The organism is Ruegeria sp. AB6 (assembly GCF_056542685.1).
The window spans coordinates 371,935-388,563 of record NZ_JBQGAD010000002.1; the positions used below are offsets into that span (position 1 = coordinate 371,935).

Sequence of the window (16,629 nt, forward strand, 5' to 3'; positions counted from 1 at the left end):
GCTGAGATGCTTCTTGCAATCGACTGCGGCAACACAAATACCGTGTTCTCGATCTGGGACGGCGCGCAATTTTTGTGCACCTTGCGCACCTCGACCCATCACTCCCGTACGGCGGATGCCTATTTCACATGGTATTCTACTCTGGTGAAACATTACGGGATCGAGGCGGATATCACTGATGTCGTGATCGCGTCGACCGTGCCACGCGTGGTGTTCAATCTACGCATCTTTGCAGACCGTTTCTTTGGCTGCCGTCCGCTGGTTGTGGGCAAGCCGGAATGCCTGTTGCCAGTCGCCCCACGCATCGACGAAGGCACCATTCCCGGACCGGACAGGCTGGCCAATGCGGTTGGCGCGTTTGATCGTCATGGTGGCGATGTGGTTGTGGTTGATTTCGGAACCGCCACGAATTTCGATGTTGTTGCATCGGACGGGGCTTACGTGGGCGGCATTATTGCACCAGGTGTGAACCTCAGCCTTGAAGCGCTGCACCAAGGCGCGGCGGCGTTGCCCCATATCGACATCACGCGCCCGGAAAAAGTGATTGGGACAAATACGGTTGGCTGTATCCAATCGGGCGTGTATTGGGGCTATTCCGGTTTGATCGAGGGGCTGATTGCCCGGATCAAGGCGGAATATGGAATGCCGATGAAAGTCGTTGGGACCGGAGGGCTTGCGCCTCTGTTCGATCAGGCGGATGTGGGCTTTGACGTGATCGAGGATGATCTGACGATGCACGGGCTGACCGTTATCCATCGCTATAACAAGGAAAATGGCTCAACATGAGCAGTGAACGACTGATCTATCTGCCGCTGGGCGGTGCAGGCGAAATCGGCATGAACGCCTATGTCTATGGCTATGGCAAGCAGGGGCAGGAACGTCTGATCCTCGTGGATCTGGGGGTGACGTTCCCGGATATGGACACCACGCCGGGCGTCGATCTGATCCACGCTGATATCTCGTGGCTGCACGAACGCGCAGATCGTCTGGATGCCGTCTTCGTCACGCACGCGCACGAAGACCACGTGGGGGCCGTGGCGCATTGCTATGAGGCATTGGGCGCGCCGGTCTATGCCCGTGCCTTCACCGCTAATATCGCGCGCCGCAAGATGGATGAACATGGCCACCCCGAGGACGCCGTTCAAACCGTGTCGCCCTGGCCCGAGCAGGTTCAGGTGGGTCCGTTCTCGGTAGGGTTTCTGCCGGTCTCACATTCGATCCCGGAAAGTGCAGCGTTGATCATCGACTCGCCTGCGGGCCGGGTCGTGCATTCGGGAGACTTCAAGCTAGACGCCAAGCCTGTGGTTGGTGAGCCTTTTGACGCCGATCTGTGGGCCGAAATTGCCAAACCGGGCGTCAAGGCGCTGGTTTGTGACAGCACCAATGTATTCTCGCCCCATGACGGACGATCGGAATCCGAGGTTGGCCCCGAGATCACCAAGCTGGTCGAAAGCGCCGAAGGAATGGTTGTTGCGACGACTTTCGCGTCCAATGTGGCGCGGGTGAAAACCCTGGCTGAGGCCGGCCAGCGGGCCGGACGCTCGGTCGTGTTGTTGGGTCGCGCGATGCGCCGCATGATCGAAGCCGCCACCGAAACCGGCATCCTGTCGGATTTCCCCAAGGTTATCAGCGCAGAAGAGGCGGTGGACGTTCCACGCCAGAACCTGATGTTGATCGTGACTGGCAGTCAGGGTGAGCGCCGCGCGGCCAGTGCGCAACTGGCCCGAGGCAAGTATCGCGGTCTGGAGTTGAAAGAGGGCGATCTGTTCCTGTTTTCGTCGAAAACCATTCCGGGCAATGAGCGGGGCGTGATTTTCATCATCAACCAGCTCAGCGAAAAAGGGGTGGATGTGGTCGATGACAGCTCGGGGCTGTATCACGTGTCGGGCCATGCCAACCGCCCTGATCTTGAGAGGGTACATGCGCTGATCGACCCTCAGATCGTGATCCCGATGCATGGTGAACATCGCCATCTGCGCGAGCACGCCAAGCTGGCCGAAGCTGGGGGACGCACAGGAATTCTGGCCGTGAACGGCACCATGCTGGATCTGACTGGCAACGCACCGAAAGTGGTGGACTATGTCGAGACGGGCCGGACGTATCTGGACGGCACTGTCAAGGTCGGCGCTCTGGACGGCGTTGTGCGGGATCGTATCCGCATGGCTCTGAACGGTCATGTGACCGTCACGGTCATTCTGGACGAAGAGGATGAACCGCTGGGTGAGCCTTGGTGCGATACGATGGGCCTGCCCGAGATTGGGTCCTCGCGCGCGGCATTGGTCGAGGTTTTGGAAGAGGATCTGAACCAATTCCTGATGCGCGCCGACGCCAAAACGCTGCGCGACGACGACAAATTAGAAGAAGCCATGCGCCGGATTGTCCGTCAAACTGCCAAGGCCGAGATCGGTAAAAAGCCCGAGGTCACGACGGTGATCAGCCGAATGAAATAGGCGCAACCTCAGTCTGTCAGAGGCATCGGATAGCCTTTGAGTTTCAGAAACAAGCTCTCCTCTTCCTGATTCAGCAGGAAGGGGACCGATGTTGGCGGCGCGGGGTCTGATACGCGCGCTGCAATCTCGGCCAGCACGACCTCGGTGATAAAGGGCAGGTCAAACTCGCGCGCGCGATCCAGCGGCACCCATTGCAGGTGAGACAGCTCATCCGAGGCGCGCGAGAAATCGTCCAGGTCGCCCTGAACCGCCGAAGCATCGACAAGGAAAAACCGCGCATCGAACCGTCGGGGACGACCCGGAGGCGTTACCGCGCGAAATACGAATTGCAGCGCTTGGGCCGTTGGGCGATAACCTAGCTGGGCGAACTCGGCCCAATCTTCCGGTGGCTGTCCGGGCCATGTTCCGGGTTGACCCAGAACCAGGCCGGTTTCCTCCCACAACTCGCGGATGGCTGCGGCGGCAAGCGCATTTTGCAGACCCGCCTCTGCCCGCTCGGACAGGCGGTCATGGCACAAGTCGGACAGGGCCGTGGCCAATTCAACGTTGGCGTCTTCGGCGTCAACCGCGCCGCCCGGAAAGACAAACTTGTTGGGCATGAACGCGGCTTTCGCGCCCCGTTGCCCCATCAGGATCGACGGGTCTGACAAACGGTCACGTAGAACAATGACCGTTGCCGCGTTGCGGATGGCGGTCTTGTCCTGTGTCATGTGCGGATGAATCCGGTCGGAAATCGCATTACGCGTTCTCGAACCCGTGCATGCGACGTGCCCATTGATAGGCCACAACAGCCCCTTTCAGGCGCGGCAGCAAGAACAGCGACAACGCCGTACAACCGATCGCAAAAATCAGGAACATGGTCAGTGGTTCAGGCCGGAACTCGACATAAGTCACGTGCAGCGCAGGGGCCAGTAGGTGGCCGACCAGCAGGATCGTCAGATAGGCAGGGCCATCGTCGGCGCGGTGATGAAACAGCTCTTGCCCGCAATTCGAGCAGCTATCATTGACCTTGAGATAGCCGCTCAGCAGCTTGCCCTCACCACATTTCGGGCAGCGGCCGCGAAAGCCTTTCAGCAGTGCTGGCTTGGTGGCGCGATCCGCATCGGGCTGGGTGTCTATTGTTTGATCTGTCATTGCGAGACTCACGGGTTTCAATGGGCGGATATTGCGCATCTTTTGTGCAACTTAAAAGGGGGGTGCGTCGCTTTGCGCCCTGAAAGGTGACGGAAAAAAATTTCAATTTTTGCGACGGAACCCCGGTGAATCTGCGTTTGAACCTATGTAGGCAGCGACAAAAGCGCTGTGCAAACAAAGGGAAACCGACATGAAAAGCGCAAAAATCATACCTGCGATTATCCTTGGGGCCGTTGCGATCACGGCGACCTCCGCTCTGGCCGCAGGGCCACGCAATCACGAACCTGTGACGTTTCAGGAACTGGATGCCAATGGCGACGGGCAGGTGACGAAGGATGAAATGCAGGCCCACCGCGCCAAGCGCTTTACGGATGCAGATGCCAATGGCGACGGGCAACTGACCGTCGAAGAGATGCAGGCGGCGGGGCAGCAGAAGGTGAACGACCGTGTCGCCAAAATGTTCGAAAAGCACGATGCCAATCAGGACGGATTTCTGAGCGAGGATGAGTTGCCCAAACCGCGCCGGGCTGACAAGATGTTTGATCGTATCGACGCTGATAGCAACGGTTCGATCTCGGAACAGGAATTTGCCGATGCAAAGGACAGGATGGGCAAGCGTCACAAGAAACGCGCCAAATCGGATACCGACGATAGCTGATTTGGAATGCGGGACGTGAGGCCCTCAGGTCAGATCGTCCGCGGCGCTGACAGTGCCGCGGATGCGCCAGCGGATGACGTCCTGCTGGCCATGTTCGCCGCAGGTGATGCGGCGGCTGCGCGTGTGCTGACCGACAGGCTGGGCCCGCGAAGCTATTCGGTGGCGCTGCGGATGCTGGGCAACAGGGCCGAGGCCGAGGATATGACCCAGGAGGCGATGATGCGGCTGTGGAAGGTCGCGCCGGACTGGGTGGCGGGTCAGGCTAAGGTCTCGACTTGGCTGTACCGTGTGACGATGAACCTTTGTCTGGACCGGCTGCGCAAACAGACGCCTGACCGTTTGTCGGATGTGCCAGAACCTGTGGATGGGTGTGCCAGTGCTGTACAGATGATGCAGGACGAGGCCCGCCGGGACGCGTTGCAGGCGGCCTTGTCGAAACTTCCGGACCGGCAGCGACAGGCCGTGATACTGCGCCATATCGAGGAATTGCCCAACCCCGAGATTGCCGGGATCATGGAGCTTTCGGTCGAAGCGGTGGAAAGTTTGACGGCGCGGGGCAAGCGGGCTCTGACAGCGATATTGGCGGGGCGACGGGACGAATTGGGGTATGACGATGACTGATGATGACACGCAACTGGATCAGCTTTTTGCACAGGCCCGTCAGGATCGGCCGGCGCTGCCTGACGATTTGGCCGTTCGCATCCTGACCGATGCCGAAGCGGTGCGGCTGAACCTTACCAAACCCAAGCGGTCTGCGCCCCGATCCGTTTTTCGCCGCATGGTCGAAGGGATCGGTGGCTGGCAGGGCCTGAGCGGTCTGGCCGCCGCCAGTGTCGCCGGCCTGTGGATCGGGTTCGCTGCGCCGGATTTCCTGCCTGACGCGGCCACTTACCTCTACGGATCGGAGGCCACATTTGCACTTGCCGATCTGGACACATCATTCCTGGAGGACGCCGAATGAGCGACAATCCCAAGCCCAAACGCCGTTGGATGCCCATCTTGTTGGCGGTTTCCCTTGCCGTGAACTTGCTTATTGTAGGCGTAGCAGTCGGAACGGTTCTACGGGTCAAAGGCAGTGACCATGCAAAGGCGCCACCCGGTTTTGGCTCGGCTCTTTATCGCGCGTTGCCGAAAGAGGACCGCAAGGCGCTACGCGGGGATTTATCGAAACAGCACCGCAAAGGCTCAAAGCTGCGGGCCGAGGATTTCGCCATGCTCAGCGCAGCCCTGCGCGCCGATCCGTTCGACCCCGAAGCCGTTCGGGCGATACTGGCTAATCAGAGCGCGTCGCTGGCGTCGTTGCAGATGTCCTTGCAGAATGAATGGCTGACGCGCGTCTCTGCAATGAGCGAAGAGGAACGTATGGACTATGCCGCGCGTTTGGATGAGGTCGTGCGCCGTGGCCCGCATATGCGGGGTAAAAAGGATTGATCCGTCAGGCGGCGCATTGCCGAAAACTGACCTGATTGCGTCCCGCGCGCTTCGCGGCATAGAGCGCGGTGTCGGCTGATTGAATCAACGTCTCGACCGGAGCACCACTTGAGCGGGCCGGTTGCGCTGAAATCACGCCGATGCTGATCGTGACCGGTACTGGCGCGAAGGTGCCCGGCAGCTTGAAGGGTGTTTTGCAGATACAATCGCACAACGTGCGCGCCAGTTTCAGCGCATTGTCCTGAGTGGTATCGGGTACGCCAATCATGAATTCCTCTCCGCCGATCCGGGCCACGAACCCAGCCGTGCCGATGGCGCGCTGCATCCGGCTTGCGGTTTCGGTCAAGACACGGTCACCACACACATGGCCAAAGCGGTCATTGATGGATTTGAAATGATCCAGATCCGCCAACATTACCGCAAAGCCGCGCTGGGTTTGGTTGGACTGAGCGACGATGCGGTCGATTGCGTGCATTGCATAACGCCTGTTGTGCAGCCCAGTCAGCGGATCAACCCAGGATTCCGCAATCCCGCGGCGCAGCGATGCGCGCATCTTGTCCAAGCGGGTCTTGCGCGCGATAAGGTTCTCCAAACGCAACACGGTTTCATCGGCACAGAACCCGTTCATGCAGACTGCATCTCCCCCCCGGTCCAGAATTTCTGCTGCAAAACCGGGGTCATTTTGCGTCAGAATGCCTATAACCGCCGTGTGGCGGGTGGCGCCGCGCGATTTAAGATCGTTCAAAACGGACAGACCAGACCGGTCGGCTCCGATCTCGATCACGATGGCGTCGGGGGTGGGGCCGGATAACAGACACTGCAAGTTGGAGGACGTATGGGCCGTCAACCTGTGCTTCAACCGGTTAGCCAAAGCGTTTCGCCACTTCGCACCAATGCTTGATGTTTGGGTCAGCAAGGCAACATGGCCAGATTTCGGCGGAATGATCAACACGGGCGCGGGTTCGGCAAATCCGATGGGCTGCGAGCCACCCAGACGCAAATCCTGCGATTCGGCTCGGACGCGCATCAGGCTGCGGACCCGCGCCAAAAGCAGCGTGTCTTTGAAAGGATGCGCCAGAACATCATCCAGCCCATCCGATAAGGCCTGAAGACGCGCGGCCTTGTCGTTCTGCGGTGCGATTGCGACAACTGGCACATCTGCCAGTTCGGGGTCGGCCATCACCAGCTTTTTCACATCGGCTGCGGTGCCATCTGGCAAGGTTTGTGCGGTCAGCACAAGGTCGGGCCGCGCCCGCCGCAACAGCCCGGCCAGCCCCTGAACCTTTTCGCCCTGCACAACGTGATACCACGCTGCCGTAAGCTGAACTTTCAGCATGATCCGATTGGTCGAGGTCCCGTCAAGGACAAGGATGGTACCGTGAACGGACATATCTGCCACCGTTGATTGCATGTATGACCAAAGTGTTTATGAGTCTGGTTAACAAACCCTTTCCAAGAGCAGATTCAGGGACTCTTTATGTCGATAACCGCGCAATCCGCTGAAACGCTGGCGTTAAATGTGCTTGGCTGGCTGGTCGGAAATGACGAGCTCTTGCCAGTGTTTCTGGGCTCCACAGGAGCATCCGAAGGTGATCTGCGCGAAAGGGCGTCCGAACCCGAGTTTCTGGGCTCGGTGCTGGAATTTCTGATGTTGGACGATTCGTGGGTTGTGGCATTTTGCGACGCCAATTCCGTGCCTTACGATCTGCCTGCGCAAGCCAAGGCCGCGCTTTCCGGCGGCGCTGACATTCACTGGACCTGACCCTCACAGGAGAACACCATGCCAATCGACGCTATTCTGTTCGACAAGGACGGTACTCTGTTCGATTTCGCCGATACCTGGGGTGCCTTCGGACGCAATATGCTGTTGCATCTGACAGAGGGGGATCACGCCCGCGCTGCCACGCTGGGCAAGGTGATTGGTTTCGATCTTCAGACGCTGACTTATTCGCCGGACAGCATCGTAATTGCGGGAACGGTGGAAGAAGTGGCCGAGGTTCTGGCTCCGCATTTTCCTGATCTGCCTAAGGCAGGGCTGATAGACGTTCTGAACACCGAATCCGCAAATGCACCACAAGCCCCCGCAGTGCCACTTGCGCCGTTCCTAGATGGGCTGCGGCGGTCTGGTCTGAGGCTGGGCGTGGCGACGAATGATAGCGAGATGCCCGCGCTCGAGCATCTGAGCTCGGCCGGGATACGGGATCACTTTGATTTTGTGGCTGGCTATGACAGTGGGCACGGGTTCAAACCGGGTCCGGGTCAGCTTTTGGCCTTTGCTAAACATGTGGGCGTCACCCCGGATCGCGTTGCGATGGTGGGGGACAGCCTGCATGACCTTCAGGCCGGGCGCGCGGCAGGGATGACAACGATCGGTGTTCTGACCGGAATGGCCGAGGCCGAAGCGCTTACGCCTATGGCGGATGTGGTCTTGCCGGATATCGGGCACATCCCCGGCTGGCTGGCGGATCGCTGACCGAATCCGGCTCGATTTCGGCGTATCAGGTTCTAAATCCGACATAGCCTGTCGCAGACAGAGCGGCCAGTCTTTCCTGTTCGGGGCTTGCTTGAGGCAACGCGAACACAGGGAGACGGTCCGATGGCAGGCACGACAAAGCGCAGACGCCGCAGTGGAGGGCGCGCAGGGGCCGCTGAACGCCGAGGCTCGGCCGTAATCGACCAGATGCCGTGGAACCCTCCGGTCAATACGGATGCACCGACCGAGCCGCTTGGTCCTGAGGGGATTGAAGCGATCCACGAGGGGGCGATGCGCATTCTCGAAGAGATCGGTATTGAATTCTACAACGAGGAAGCCATCGGCATACTGCGTCAGGCAGGCTGCACCATTGACGGCGACAATGTCCGCATGGGGCGCGATTTCGTGATGGAGATGGTGGGCAAGGCTCCGTCATCCTTTACCATCACGCCGCGTAATCCGGCCCGCCAGATTGAAATCGGTGGGCGCAATCTGCTGTTCGGCAATGTCTCGTCCCCGCCCAACTATTGGGATATGGAGATCGGCACGAAAGTGCCCGGCAATCGCGAAATGTGCCGGAACCTTTTAAAACTGACGCAATATTTCAACTGCATTCACTTTGCAGGCGGTTATCCGGTGGAACCGGTCGACATCCACGCCAGCGTGCGCCATCTGGATGTGCTCTATGACAAGCTGACCCTGACCGACAAGGCGATGCACGCCTATTCACTGGGCAAGGAACGGGTCGAGGACGTGATGGAGATGGTGAGGATCGCAGGCGGTCTAAGCCATGAGGAATTCGAGGCGACGCCCCGGATGTATACCAACATCAACTCGACCTCGCCGTTGAAACACGACCACCCGATGATTGACGGCTGCCTACGTCTGGCTCGGCGGGGGCAGGCGATTGTGGTGACGCCCTTTACGCTGGCTGGCGCGATGGCCCCGGTTACAATGGCGGGCGCGGTCGCGCAATCTCTGGCCGAGGCGCTCTGCGCGATTGCGCTGTTCCAATATGTCCGGCCCGGCATTCCCTGCGTGATCGGAACCTTTACCTCGAACGTGGATATGAAATCTGGCGCGCCGGCGTTCGGAACACCGGAATATATGCGCTCGACCCAGATGACCGGCCAGATGGCACGGTTTTACGGCCTGCCCTTGCGGTCCTCGGGCGTGTGTGCGGCAAACGTGCCAGATGGGCAATCGGTTTGGGAAACGTCGAACTCACTGTGGGCGGCGGTGCAGTCAGGGACCAATATAGTCTACCACGCCGCAGGTTGGCTTGAGGGAGGGCTGATCGCCAGCCCGGAAAAGTTCATTATGGATTGCGAAGTTTTGCAGCAAATCCAAAGGTATATGCAGCCCGAGATCACGGCGACCGGGCCGGATGAGATTGCGTTGGATGCGATCCGTGCGGTCGGCAATGACGGGCATTTCTTTGGCATCCAGCACACGCAGGACCGTTACACTACGGCATTCTACCAACCTTTCCTCAGCGACTGGAAGAATTTCGAAGGGTGGAACGTAGCGGGTGGTATCTGGACTGCAGAACGCGCCCATCACATGTTCAAAGAGATCATCACCAGCTTTGAACCCCCACCGATGGACGAAGGTATCCGACAGGAACTGGCGGAATTCGTTGAACGCCGAAAGGCCGAGGGCGGAGCACCGACCGATTTCTAGCAGTTTAGAAAGAGATTCCAGGTTGATACTCGATTGGATTGTCCATATCCGAAGCTGCGTTTTGGCGATTTGTTAAGGATTCGTCGGTCAGACTACGTGTGAAACCAAGCTGGGGCTTTGACATGCATGGTCTGATCAATCGAGCGGTCCAATCCTTCGTTTGCGCGACATACGGGCAATCCTGCTGGCTGCACGTGACCGAAGTCGCAGAACTTGGCTTTTCCGAGTTTGAGGCGATGTTGGTCTATGACGACGACGTCAGCGCGCGCATGCTGGAGATATTGTGCGCTAAACTCGATCGCCCGCGCGCCGAACTGCTAGAGGATTTGGGGACCTACCTAGTCTCTCACCCCAACATGGAAGATCTACGACGCCTGCTGCGGTTTGGCGGAGTGACGTATGTCGAATTTCTGCATTCACTTGATGACCTTTCTGATCGGGTTCGCCTTGCGGTCTCGGACCTGCGTTTGCCCGAACTGGAACTACGCGAGATGTCGCCAACCGAGTTCCAGCTTCTGTGTCATCCGGGTTTGCCCGGATATTCCAGCGTGATGGTGGGCGTGCTCCGCGCGGTTGCGGATGACTATGGTGCATTGGCCATTCTTACCCATGAGGGGCAAAGGGGGGACGCCGAAGTTATTTCGATCATCCTAGTTGAAAGCGCCTTTGCTCAAGGCCGTCAGTTTGAGTTGGGGGCGCGAAAAGCATGATGAGCAATGTCGAATTGGCCGGGTTGCTGGACACGCTTTGCCCGATGTTCGTTCTCGTCGATCGAGACGGACGCATTCAGCGTGTGGGGCCGACCGTTCAAAAACTTCGGCCGGATACACCGATGCGTGGGCAGGCTTTCCTGGACGTTTTCGAACTGGTTCGACCCCGAAAGGTGACAACCTTGTCGGCCTTGCTTTCTCTGGCCGGGGCAAAACTGCACCTCAAGCTGCATGACAGGCCGCGCACGGCCCTTAAAGGCTTGGTCGCGCCCTTGCCGAACGATATGGGGGCGGTCGTGAACCTGTCCTTCGGAATTTCGATCCTGGATGCGGTACGGGACTATGCGCTGACCAGTGCCGATTTTTCCGGCACAGATCTTGCGATTGAACTGCTCTATCTGGTCGAAGCCAAATCCGCCGCGATGGAGGCGTCCCGTTCACTGAACCTGCGCCTGCAAGGCGCGATGCTTGCGGCCGAGGAGCAGGCCTATACCGATATGTTGACCGGCCTCAAGAACCGCCGTGCGATGGATGTGGTGTTGGGGCATCTGGTCTCGGGGGGTGGACCCTTTGCGCTAATGCATCTGGATCTGGACTATTTCAAATCAGTCAATGACCGGTTTGGCCATGCCGCTGGGGATTATGTTCTGAAACAGGCCGCGCGCATCATGGTGGAAGAGACGCGTGCAGATGACACCGTCGCGCGCGTCGGAGGGGATGAATTCGTAATCATGTTCAAAGGCTTGGTCGATGAGGCTGTACTGTCCGCGATCGCGACCCGACTGATCGAGCGGTTGCAACATCCCATAAGTTTTGAAGGGTCAACCTGCTGCATATCGGCCAGTATCGGAACCGCGCTTTCCACGCAATTTCAGTCCCCCAAACCTGCCGAGATTTTGAACGCCGCCGATCAGGCCCTGTATGAGGCCAAGCGAAAAGGCAGGTCTCGTCACCGCCTGTTCTCATCACTGGCGCAAAAGGCGATGCCACAGCAATAGCAGGTGTCAGGCAGAAAGAAACGCCTTGCTGAGGGTCGTGGCGATATGGCGTTGAATGCCGGGAAGCTCTCCGACGACGGGTAGGGTGTCGCCCTGAAAGGCGGCCTTTTCCAATTCTTGCGGGATGTCCTCTAGAACGTGTCCGCCAGTGCAGGCAAAAAACGGCAAACAAATTGCTTGCGCACCCGCTTTTGATGCGGCGTCAGAGATGGACGGGGGTTCCTCGACAAAGCCGACGCGAAGAGACTTGAACGGTAAAGTCTGACCCAACGCCTCGGCGAAGTGCAAAGCCACGGCAGAGGGGTTGCGGCTGCGGCCGGACCCGTGGGCGGCGAGAACAAGATCGGTCTCAGTGGCCTGCCAATGACGCTGCGCAAGAGCCTCGGTCAGAGCCTGTGCCACAAGGTTGGGCAATTCGGGGTCTACTCCAAGCGGGTCCAGAATATGAAGGGGGCGGTCGCCCAACCGCTTGGGCAACGCGTTGGTCACGAACCACCCCTTGGCCATGAAAAGCGGAAAGAGAACGGTATCGTCCGGTAGCTTTTGCAGGCAGGATTCGAACTGTCCCGGTGCGGCCAGCGTGGCGGAAACCACCGTGATATCCGGGCACAGCGCATCGACGCTACGGGCATAGTCTGCTAATGCGGCCTCGGCCGGTTCCGGGTCAGAGGGTTGGCCATGGGCGACGATGACGGCATGCGGCATAAGTACGATCCTTGTTGCGTGACCGGATAGGTGTGTTTGTACAACCCAAAGTCAACCGGAAACCAAATGCTCTATCCCAGCAGAGCAAGCCACAGCCAAACCGTCAGGATCGACGAGGCAGTACCGATCAGCACCGATGAGGCCGCGACCCGTCGCGCGCGCCCATACATATTGGCAAAGATATAGGCGTTGAACCCCGGTGCCATGGCCGCGTTCAGCACGCCCGAGCGGAACAGATCCTTCGGCAGCCCGACGCTTGATCCGAATAGCCAGACCAGACTTGGATGCAGCAGCAGCGACACACCGCAAACATAGGCGATGGTGCGCAAGTCGCCTTCGGGCCGGTATTTGACAAGAACGCCGCCTAGGGCAAACAAGGCTCCGGGCAGGGCGGCGCGGGTGATCAGGCCAAGGGCGTCATCGACCACTCCGGGCACGCCAACCCCGGACAGGTTGATTATGAATCCCGATGCAATCCCCAGGATCAACGCATTTCGGAACATCGCGGACAATACCGAGCGTATCATACGCGTGCTACCGTTGCCGCGACTGCGAATGACCTCCATCACTGTGATGCCGATGCCATAGCAAAACGGCGCATGGAAGGCGATGATAGCATAGTTCCCGGCTAGGTTTTCAGGGCCATAAGCGCGCTCGGTAATCGGCAGGCCCAGCAGGACCGAGTTCGAGAACAGGCAGCAGAAGCCGATCGCGACGCAATCCTCCCACTCGCGTCGGAAGATCAGGCGCGCGCCGAACAGGCCGGCGCAGAAACATAGGCCCGCAGCGGTGTAGAAACTGAACAGCAGGCGCGGGTCGAAACTGGCGCTGAGGTCCAGATTGGCGATGGCCAGAAACAGCAAGCAGGGAATGGCGAAGCCCTGGGTGAACTTCATCAGCCCGTCGATATGAACCTCTTTGAAATACCCCAACCGGGTCGAGGCATATCCCGCGCCGATCACCAGAAATACTGGCAGGATAACGTCGATCAGGCTTTGCAGCATGGTGCCATCCGGTGAGATATTGCGGCAGGCACCACCGACATTTTACAGCGCCTGATGAATCACCATGCCATCATAGGCCGGGGTGATGTGGTCGGCGGTTTCGGCCTTGACCGTGGCATAGTCCATGTCGATATGCATATTGGTCAGCACCGCGCGCTTCGGTTCGAGCTGTTCGATCCAACCAAGCGTCTTTTCCAGATGCGCATGAGTGGGATGCGGCGTGCGGCGCAGCGCGTCGATGACTAAACAGTCCAGCCCTTGCAGTGCAGGCCATGCGTCGTCATAGATCTCGGCCACGTCAGGCAGATAGACCAGTCCGCCAATCCGAAAACCCAGCGCGTCGATCGAACCGTGATTGACCTTGAACGGCTGTAACGGGATCGGGCCACCGGGGCCGTCGATCTCGAACGGGCCGTCGATGGTTTTCAGATCAAGGATCGGCGGGTAGGGCGAGCTGTCAGGCTGGATGAACGCATATCCGAACCGTCCCAGCAGGTCGTTTTGCGTGTCACCGTCCGCCCAGACAGGTATGCGGGTGCGCATGTTGAACACGATCATGCGCAGGTCATCTATGCCGTGGACGTGGTCGGCATGGCTGTGGGTGTAGACCACCCCATCCAGACGCCCGGTGCCGGTATCCAGCAACTGGCTGCGCATATCCGGCGTGGTGTCGATCAGGACCGAGGTTGTGCCTTCGGGCCCATCGCGCTCTACCAGCATGGAACAGCGACGGCGGATGTTCTTGGGGTTTTCGGGGTCGCAATCGCCCCAATGCCCGCCCAACCGGGGTACGCCGCCGGATGACCCGCAGCCCAGAATGGTGCAGCGTATCTGGGTCATGCAGCCGCCTTGTAGGTTGCGGCTTTGGTGAACAGCCGCTCGAAATTCAGCTGGGTCTGAGCGGCGAACTCGGCATAGTCCATACCGAACACCTCGGCCCCTTTGCGGGCGGTATGGGCGGTATAGGCGGGCTCGTTGCGTTTGCCGCGGAACGGGGGCGGGGCCAGATAGGGCGCGTCGGTTTCGACCAGAACGCGATCGACTGGGGCGGTGGCAAAGATATCGCGCAGCTCCTGGCTTTTGGGGAAGGCGGCGATGCCGGACATGGACAGGTAAAAACCCAGATCCAGCGCGGCTTTGGCCAGTTCCGCCGATGAGGAAAAGCAGTGCATCACGCAGGAATAGGGCGCGTTGCGATGTTCCTCGGCCAGAATGCGGGCCATGTCCTCGTCCGCCGCACGGGCGTGAATAATCAGGGGTAGGCCGGTGCGCTGGGCCGCCTCGATATGGACACGTAGAGATTGTTTTTGCACTTCGGCGCTGTCGGCGGTGTAATGGTAATCCAGCCCGGTCTCACCAATACCGACGAATTTCGGGTGCTGGGACAGCGCGACCAACTCATCCACGGTGGCCATCGGCTCATCCGCAGCGCTCATGGGGTGGGTGCCGGCGGCGTAGAAGACGGGGGCGTGGGCCTCGGCTATCGCGCGGACGCTGGGTTCATTGCGCAGCTTTGTGCAGATCGTGACCATTCGGGTCACACCCGCGTCAATCGCATTGGCGACGATCTGATCCAGCTGGCCTTCGAAATCGGGAAAGTCCAAATGGCAATGGCTGTCGGTGATTTGGGGGGTGTCGCTCATCTGCTCTGACCGGCGGTTTCCTGTATCTTGAACACCGTATCTAGGACCAGAGCGGCAGGGTCAAGGTTCACCGCCTGACCATGGCGTGCGCGGGCTGTGATTGTCGCGGCGACCTCGGCCCATTTGCGCGCTTGATGGGGGGATTGGGATAAGCGCGACAGGATTTCGGCCTCATGTGGAGCGGCTTCGGGCAGGGGGGCTGCGCCGGTCGCGCCGGTCAGGGCAAGGCGTGACAGGGCCACGTCGATCAGGGTCAGCAGCAACTCGAACCGCTCAGCCGCGCCGCGCTGGGCGGCGGCCTCGGCCAGTTTCAGGGCGCGTTGGCGATCCATTCGGGGCAGGGTGCCGAGGATGGCGATGAACTCGGCGTAAATCTCTAGCCCACCGAGGTTGATCAGGCGCACCGCGTCCCCGACAGAGCCAGCAGCGAGGGCGGCCAGATGATCCGGCTGCGTAGGCAGTTCGGCCCCGGTCTGCGCCAATGCGGACTGCATGTCGTCCGCCCCTAACGGGGATAGGCGCAGGGTTCGGCAGCGCGAGCGGATCGTCGGCAAAAGGCGTGAGGGCTGGTGTGAGATCAACAGCAGCGTCGTACGCGCGGGCGGTTCTTCCAGCATTTTCAACAGGGCGTTGGCGGCGCTGACATTCATCTCATCAGCCGCGTCTACGATGACCACGCGCCGCCCGCCATCGGCCGAGGACAGGCCGAAGAACTTGCCCAGCTTGCGGATGTCATCCACCACGATCTCATTCCGCAGCCGCCCCTGATCGTTCAGCGTTCGGGTAATGGCGGCCAGACCGGGTTCGGCCCCGGCCTGAATGCGGTGGGCGACGGGGTGGTCGGGGTCGATCGCGAGCGTCTCAGGGGGCGGGGGCGCGCCGAACAGCCCGTCATCCTCAGCCGGAGGGGTCGCCAGCAGGAACCGGGCGATCTGCCACGAAAGCGTTGCTTTGCCCACCCCGCGCGGGCCGGTCAGCAGCCAGCCGTGGTGCAGACGGTCCGAGTTATAAGCGTTCAAAAACGCCTGTTCGGCCTCGGCCTGCCCGAACAAGGTCGCGGTTTCGCGCGGGTGCGGGGCACCGGGGGCCTGATCCGGGGTGGGGGTGTCGTCGCTCATGGGTCGTCCGTCACAAGGATTGCAGGACGATATCTGTCACATCGCGGGCCACACTGTCCATGTCCCGGTTGCCATCGATCACGCGAAAACGGTCCGGGAACTCATCGGCCAGCGCCAGAAACCCGGCGCGCATCTTTTGCTGCAACTCCAGGCCGAAATCCTCGAACCGTTCCTCGGTGCCTTGCCGCCCCTTGGCGCGAGACAGGCCGATTTCGGGGTCCATGTCGATCAGCAGGGTCAGGTCGGGTTCGCGCCCGATCATCAGCTTGTGCAACTGATCCACCACAGGGCGCAGATTGCCACGTGACATGCCCTGATACATGCGCGTGCTGTCGGCGAACCGGTCGCAGATCACGACTTTTCCAGCCGCCAGCGCGGGTTCAATGGTGCGTTCCAGATGGTCGCGGCGGGCGGCAGTGAACAGCAGCAGCTCTGTCTCGGCTGACCAGCGGTCGGGATCACCTTCCAATACCAGCCTGCGGATTTCCTCGGCCCCGGCTGAACCGCCGGGTTCGCGGGTCAGAACAACGTCGCGGCCCAATCCGCGCAAGTGATCGGCCAGCATACGCGCCTGCGAGGACTTGCCCGACCCATCAATGCCTTCAAATGTCAGAAACACGCG

The 16,629-nt window shown here is 59.9% G+C and carries 20 protein-coding genes; 11 read left to right on the top strand and 9 right to left on the bottom strand.

Annotated features, from left to right (window positions below; translation table 11 throughout):
- Positions 1–6 precede the first annotated feature (6 nt).
- Complete coding sequence (locus ACR0DB_RS05980; RefSeq protein WP_170769285.1) at positions 7–786, top strand: type III pantothenate kinase; 780 nt, start codon at positions 7–9, stop codon at positions 784–786.
- Positions 783–2,450, top strand: a complete 1,668-nt coding sequence (locus ACR0DB_RS05985; protein WP_480549517.1) for a ribonuclease J — start codon at positions 783–785, stop codon at positions 2,448–2,450. The genes ACR0DB_RS05980 and ACR0DB_RS05985 overlap by 4 nt, the downstream gene beginning before the upstream one ends.
- An 8-nt stretch (positions 2,451–2,458) precedes the next feature.
- Here the strand turns inward: ACR0DB_RS05985 and ACR0DB_RS05990 are convergent, their stop codons facing one another.
- Together ACR0DB_RS05990 and ACR0DB_RS05995 are read right to left on the bottom strand one after the other, a co-directional pair.
- Entirely contained in the window at positions 2,459–3,160 is a 702-nt protein-coding gene (locus ACR0DB_RS05990; protein WP_170784235.1) for an NUDIX hydrolase, read from the bottom strand.
- A 28-nt stretch (positions 3,161–3,188) separates the two neighbouring features.
- The gene (locus ACR0DB_RS05995) at positions 3,189–3,584 is read right to left on the bottom strand and encodes a DUF983 domain-containing protein (RefSeq protein WP_170769288.1); all 396 of its coding nucleotides are present in this window, start codon (positions 3,582–3,584) and stop codon (positions 3,189–3,191) included.
- A gap of 190 nt (positions 3,585–3,774) precedes the next feature.
- On the opposite strand from ACR0DB_RS05995, the gene ACR0DB_RS06000 reads away from it, so the two are divergent.
- Genes ACR0DB_RS06000 through ACR0DB_RS06015 form a run of 4 tightly spaced genes read left to right on the top strand, consistent with a single transcriptional unit; the run spans position 3,775 to position 5,673 of the window.
- A complete protein-coding gene (locus tag ACR0DB_RS06000) occupies positions 3,775–4,242 on the top strand; it encodes an EF-hand domain-containing protein (protein ID WP_170784237.1) in 468 nt (155 codons plus the stop codon).
- Between the two features lie 6 nt (positions 4,243–4,248).
- Entirely contained in the window at positions 4,249–4,863 is a 615-nt protein-coding gene (locus tag ACR0DB_RS06005) for an RNA polymerase sigma factor (protein WP_480549519.1), read from the top strand.
- On the top strand, positions 4,856–5,203 hold the full coding sequence (locus ACR0DB_RS06010) for a hypothetical protein (RefSeq protein ID WP_170784241.1): 348 nt from the start codon (positions 4,856–4,858) through the stop codon (positions 5,201–5,203). Before ACR0DB_RS06005 ends, ACR0DB_RS06010 begins: the two co-directional genes overlap by 8 nt.
- Positions 5,200–5,673 (top strand): periplasmic heavy metal sensor, encoded by a 474-nt coding sequence (locus ACR0DB_RS06015; RefSeq protein WP_480549521.1) that lies wholly within the window; start codon positions 5,200–5,202, stop codon positions 5,671–5,673. The genes ACR0DB_RS06010 and ACR0DB_RS06015 overlap by 4 nt, the downstream gene beginning before the upstream one ends.
- Positions 5,674–5,677: 4 nt before the next feature.
- On the opposite strand, the gene ACR0DB_RS06020 is transcribed toward ACR0DB_RS06015, so the two are convergent.
- On the bottom strand, positions 5,678–7,063 hold the full coding sequence (locus ACR0DB_RS06020; protein ID WP_480549523.1) for a diguanylate cyclase: 1,386 nt from the start codon (positions 7,061–7,063) through the stop codon (positions 5,678–5,680).
- A gap of 87 nt (positions 7,064–7,150) precedes the next feature.
- Here ACR0DB_RS06020 and ACR0DB_RS06025 point away from each other — a divergent pair, with 87 nt between their 5' ends.
- The 5 genes from ACR0DB_RS06025 to ACR0DB_RS06045 all read left to right on the top strand — a co-directional run bounded on the left by ACR0DB_RS06025 (position 7,151) and on the right by ACR0DB_RS06045 (position 11,537).
- Positions 7,151–7,435 (top strand): DUF3572 domain-containing protein, encoded by a 285-nt coding sequence (locus ACR0DB_RS06025; RefSeq protein ID WP_170784247.1) that lies wholly within the window; start codon positions 7,151–7,153, stop codon positions 7,433–7,435.
- An 18-nt stretch (positions 7,436–7,453) separates the two neighbouring features.
- A complete protein-coding gene (locus tag ACR0DB_RS06030; protein ID WP_170784249.1) occupies positions 7,454–8,146 on the top strand; it encodes an HAD family hydrolase in 693 nt (230 codons plus the stop codon).
- A gap of 123 nt (positions 8,147–8,269) precedes the next feature.
- Positions 8,270–9,829 (top strand): trimethylamine methyltransferase family protein, encoded by a 1,560-nt coding sequence (locus ACR0DB_RS06035; RefSeq protein WP_480549525.1) that lies wholly within the window; start codon positions 8,270–8,272, stop codon positions 9,827–9,829.
- Positions 9,830–9,951: 122 nt separating this feature from the next.
- Complete coding sequence (locus ACR0DB_RS06040) at positions 9,952–10,539, top strand: heme NO-binding domain-containing protein (protein WP_170784251.1); 588 nt, start codon at positions 9,952–9,954, stop codon at positions 10,537–10,539.
- A complete protein-coding gene (locus ACR0DB_RS06045) occupies positions 10,536–11,537 on the top strand; it encodes a GGDEF domain-containing protein (RefSeq protein ID WP_480549527.1) in 1,002 nt (333 codons plus the stop codon). The genes ACR0DB_RS06040 and ACR0DB_RS06045 overlap by 4 nt, the downstream gene beginning before the upstream one ends.
- Before the next feature lie 6 nt (positions 11,538–11,543).
- On the opposite strand, the gene ACR0DB_RS06050 is transcribed toward ACR0DB_RS06045, so the two are convergent.
- From ACR0DB_RS06050 to tmk, 6 genes are all read right to left on the bottom strand, one after another.
- On the bottom strand, positions 11,544–12,242 hold the full coding sequence (locus ACR0DB_RS06050; protein ID WP_480549529.1) for a CbiX/SirB N-terminal domain-containing protein: 699 nt from the start codon (positions 12,240–12,242) through the stop codon (positions 11,544–11,546).
- A gap of 71 nt (positions 12,243–12,313) precedes the next feature.
- Positions 12,314–13,246 carry an AEC family transporter gene (locus ACR0DB_RS06055; protein WP_170784257.1) on the bottom strand — a complete coding sequence of 311 codons (933 nt, stop codon included), beginning with the start codon at positions 13,244–13,246 and terminating at the stop codon, positions 12,314–12,316.
- A 42-nt stretch (positions 13,247–13,288) separates the two neighbouring features.
- Positions 13,289–14,086, bottom strand: coding sequence for an MBL fold metallo-hydrolase (locus ACR0DB_RS06060; RefSeq protein ID WP_170784259.1), 798 nt, complete (start codon positions 14,084–14,086; stop codon positions 13,289–13,291).
- Entirely contained in the window at positions 14,083–14,889 is an 807-nt protein-coding gene (locus ACR0DB_RS06065) for a TatD family hydrolase (RefSeq protein WP_480549531.1), read from the bottom strand. Before ACR0DB_RS06065 ends, ACR0DB_RS06060 begins: the two co-directional genes overlap by 4 nt.
- Entirely contained in the window at positions 14,886–16,007 is a 1,122-nt protein-coding gene (locus ACR0DB_RS06070) for a DNA polymerase III subunit delta' (RefSeq protein WP_480549533.1), read from the bottom strand. The genes ACR0DB_RS06065 and ACR0DB_RS06070 overlap by 4 nt, the downstream gene beginning before the upstream one ends.
- A gap of 10 nt (positions 16,008–16,017) precedes the next feature.
- On the bottom strand, positions 16,018–16,626 hold the full coding sequence (tmk, locus tag ACR0DB_RS06075) for a dTMP kinase (RefSeq protein ID WP_170784265.1): 609 nt from the start codon (positions 16,624–16,626) through the stop codon (positions 16,018–16,020).
- Between the last annotated feature and the right edge of the window lie 3 nt (positions 16,627–16,629).

What these genes read in the sequence shown, in the direction of transcription:
- ACR0DB_RS05980 (WP_170769285.1), top strand. Translation starts at nt 7, where the DNA reads ATGCTTCTTGCAATCGACTGCGGCAACACAAATACCGTGTTCTCGATC.
- ACR0DB_RS05985 (WP_480549517.1), top strand. Translation starts at nt 783, where the DNA reads ATGAGCAGTGAACGACTGATCTATCTGCCGCTGGGCGGTGCAGGCGAA.
- ACR0DB_RS05990 (WP_170784235.1), bottom strand. Translation starts at nt 3,160, where the DNA reads ATGACACAGGACAAGACCGCCATCCGCAACGCGGCAACGGTCATTGTT.
- ACR0DB_RS05995 (WP_170769288.1), bottom strand. Translation starts at nt 3,584, where the DNA reads ATGACAGATCAAACAATAGACACCCAGCCCGATGCGGATCGCGCCACC.
- ACR0DB_RS06000 (WP_170784237.1), top strand. Translation starts at nt 3,775, where the DNA reads ATGAAAAGCGCAAAAATCATACCTGCGATTATCCTTGGGGCCGTTGCG.
- ACR0DB_RS06005 (WP_480549519.1), top strand. Translation starts at nt 4,249, where the DNA reads ATGCGGGACGTGAGGCCCTCAGGTCAGATCGTCCGCGGCGCTGACAGT.
- ACR0DB_RS06010 (WP_170784241.1), top strand. Translation starts at nt 4,856, where the DNA reads ATGACTGATGATGACACGCAACTGGATCAGCTTTTTGCACAGGCCCGT.
- ACR0DB_RS06015 (WP_480549521.1), top strand. Translation starts at nt 5,200, where the DNA reads ATGAGCGACAATCCCAAGCCCAAACGCCGTTGGATGCCCATCTTGTTG.
- ACR0DB_RS06020 (WP_480549523.1), bottom strand. Translation starts at nt 7,063, where the DNA reads ATGTCCGTTCACGGTACCATCCTTGTCCTTGACGGGACCTCGACCAAT.
- ACR0DB_RS06025 (WP_170784247.1), top strand. Translation starts at nt 7,151, where the DNA reads ATGTCGATAACCGCGCAATCCGCTGAAACGCTGGCGTTAAATGTGCTT.
- ACR0DB_RS06030 (WP_170784249.1), top strand. Translation starts at nt 7,454, where the DNA reads ATGCCAATCGACGCTATTCTGTTCGACAAGGACGGTACTCTGTTCGAT.
- ACR0DB_RS06035 (WP_480549525.1), top strand. Translation starts at nt 8,270, where the DNA reads ATGGCAGGCACGACAAAGCGCAGACGCCGCAGTGGAGGGCGCGCAGGG.
- ACR0DB_RS06040 (WP_170784251.1), top strand. Translation starts at nt 9,952, where the DNA reads ATGCATGGTCTGATCAATCGAGCGGTCCAATCCTTCGTTTGCGCGACA.
- ACR0DB_RS06045 (WP_480549527.1), top strand. Translation starts at nt 10,536, where the DNA reads ATGATGAGCAATGTCGAATTGGCCGGGTTGCTGGACACGCTTTGCCCG.
- ACR0DB_RS06050 (WP_480549529.1), bottom strand. Translation starts at nt 12,242, where the DNA reads ATGCCGCATGCCGTCATCGTCGCCCATGGCCAACCCTCTGACCCGGAA.
- ACR0DB_RS06055 (WP_170784257.1), bottom strand. Translation starts at nt 13,246, where the DNA reads ATGCTGCAAAGCCTGATCGACGTTATCCTGCCAGTATTTCTGGTGATC.
- ACR0DB_RS06060 (WP_170784259.1), bottom strand. Translation starts at nt 14,086, where the DNA reads ATGACCCAGATACGCTGCACCATTCTGGGCTGCGGGTCATCCGGCGGC.
- ACR0DB_RS06065 (WP_480549531.1), bottom strand. Translation starts at nt 14,889, where the DNA reads ATGAGCGACACCCCCCAAATCACCGACAGCCATTGCCATTTGGACTTT.
- ACR0DB_RS06070 (WP_480549533.1), bottom strand. Translation starts at nt 16,007, where the DNA reads ATGAGCGACGACACCCCCACCCCGGATCAGGCCCCCGGTGCCCCGCAC.